Raw genomic sequence first — 781 nt, 5'->3', positions numbered from 1 at the left:
CGTACTGGCGCCGGCGGCTGGCGGCATCGAAGAACCCGCACCGGATCATGAAGGCCATCGCCGAGGTCATTGCGGAAACCGGAGTCCTGGCGGGCAAGCGCCGGCGGGCGGTTGATTCAACAGTGTTGGATGACGCGGTCGCGAGGCAGGACACGATCACGCAGCTGATCGCAGCGGTGCGCCGCTTCGGCCGCGACATCCCCGGCGGCCAGGACCTGCTGGCCACCCACGCGAAGGGGTATGACTACACGCGCACCGGTAAGCCGGACATCGCCTGGGACGACCAGGATGCCAGGGACGGGCTGGTCTCGGCGCTGGTCACCGACGCCCTCGCCCTGCTGGCCGCGGTCGATCCCGAGACCTTGGAGGGCAGGGGCGCCGATGCGTACGCGCTGCTTGCACTGGTCGCCGGGCAGGACGTGGAACCGGCCGAGGACTCGGACGGGACCGACGGGCGGTGGCGGATCGCCCGGAAGGTCGCACCGGACCGGATGATCTCCACCGTGGACCCGGACACCCGGCACGCGCATAAGACCAGGTCCCGGCAGCAGGACGGATTCAAAGCCCACATTGTCATCGAGCCCGATACCGGGCTGATCACCGCCGCGGAGCTGACCAAGGCCTCCGGACCGGAGAACAGCGACGGGGCCGTCGGCGCCCGGCTGATCGGCATGGAGCCCACGATCGCCGGGACCAGCGTAGACGTCCTGACCGACTCGGCCTACGGTTCCGGGGAAATGCTCGCCGCTCTCGCCGGCACCGGCCATACCCCGGTGATCAA

At 69.7% G+C, this 781-nt stretch carries 1 protein-coding gene; it reads left to right on the top strand.

From position 1 onward, the window contains the following. Positions 1-781, top strand: a 781-nt coding sequence (locus IEX33_RS19235) for a transposase (RefSeq protein WP_188732478.1), incomplete at both ends; no start/stop codon positions are given.

This window comes from Pseudarthrobacter scleromae (assembly GCF_014644515.1).
In the GTDB taxonomy this organism is placed as follows: domain Bacteria; phylum Actinomycetota; class Actinomycetes; order Actinomycetales; family Micrococcaceae; genus Arthrobacter; species Arthrobacter scleromae.
The sequence above is the reverse complement of the archived record's forward strand: the minus strand, read 5'-3'. Positions and strand labels throughout refer to the sequence as shown.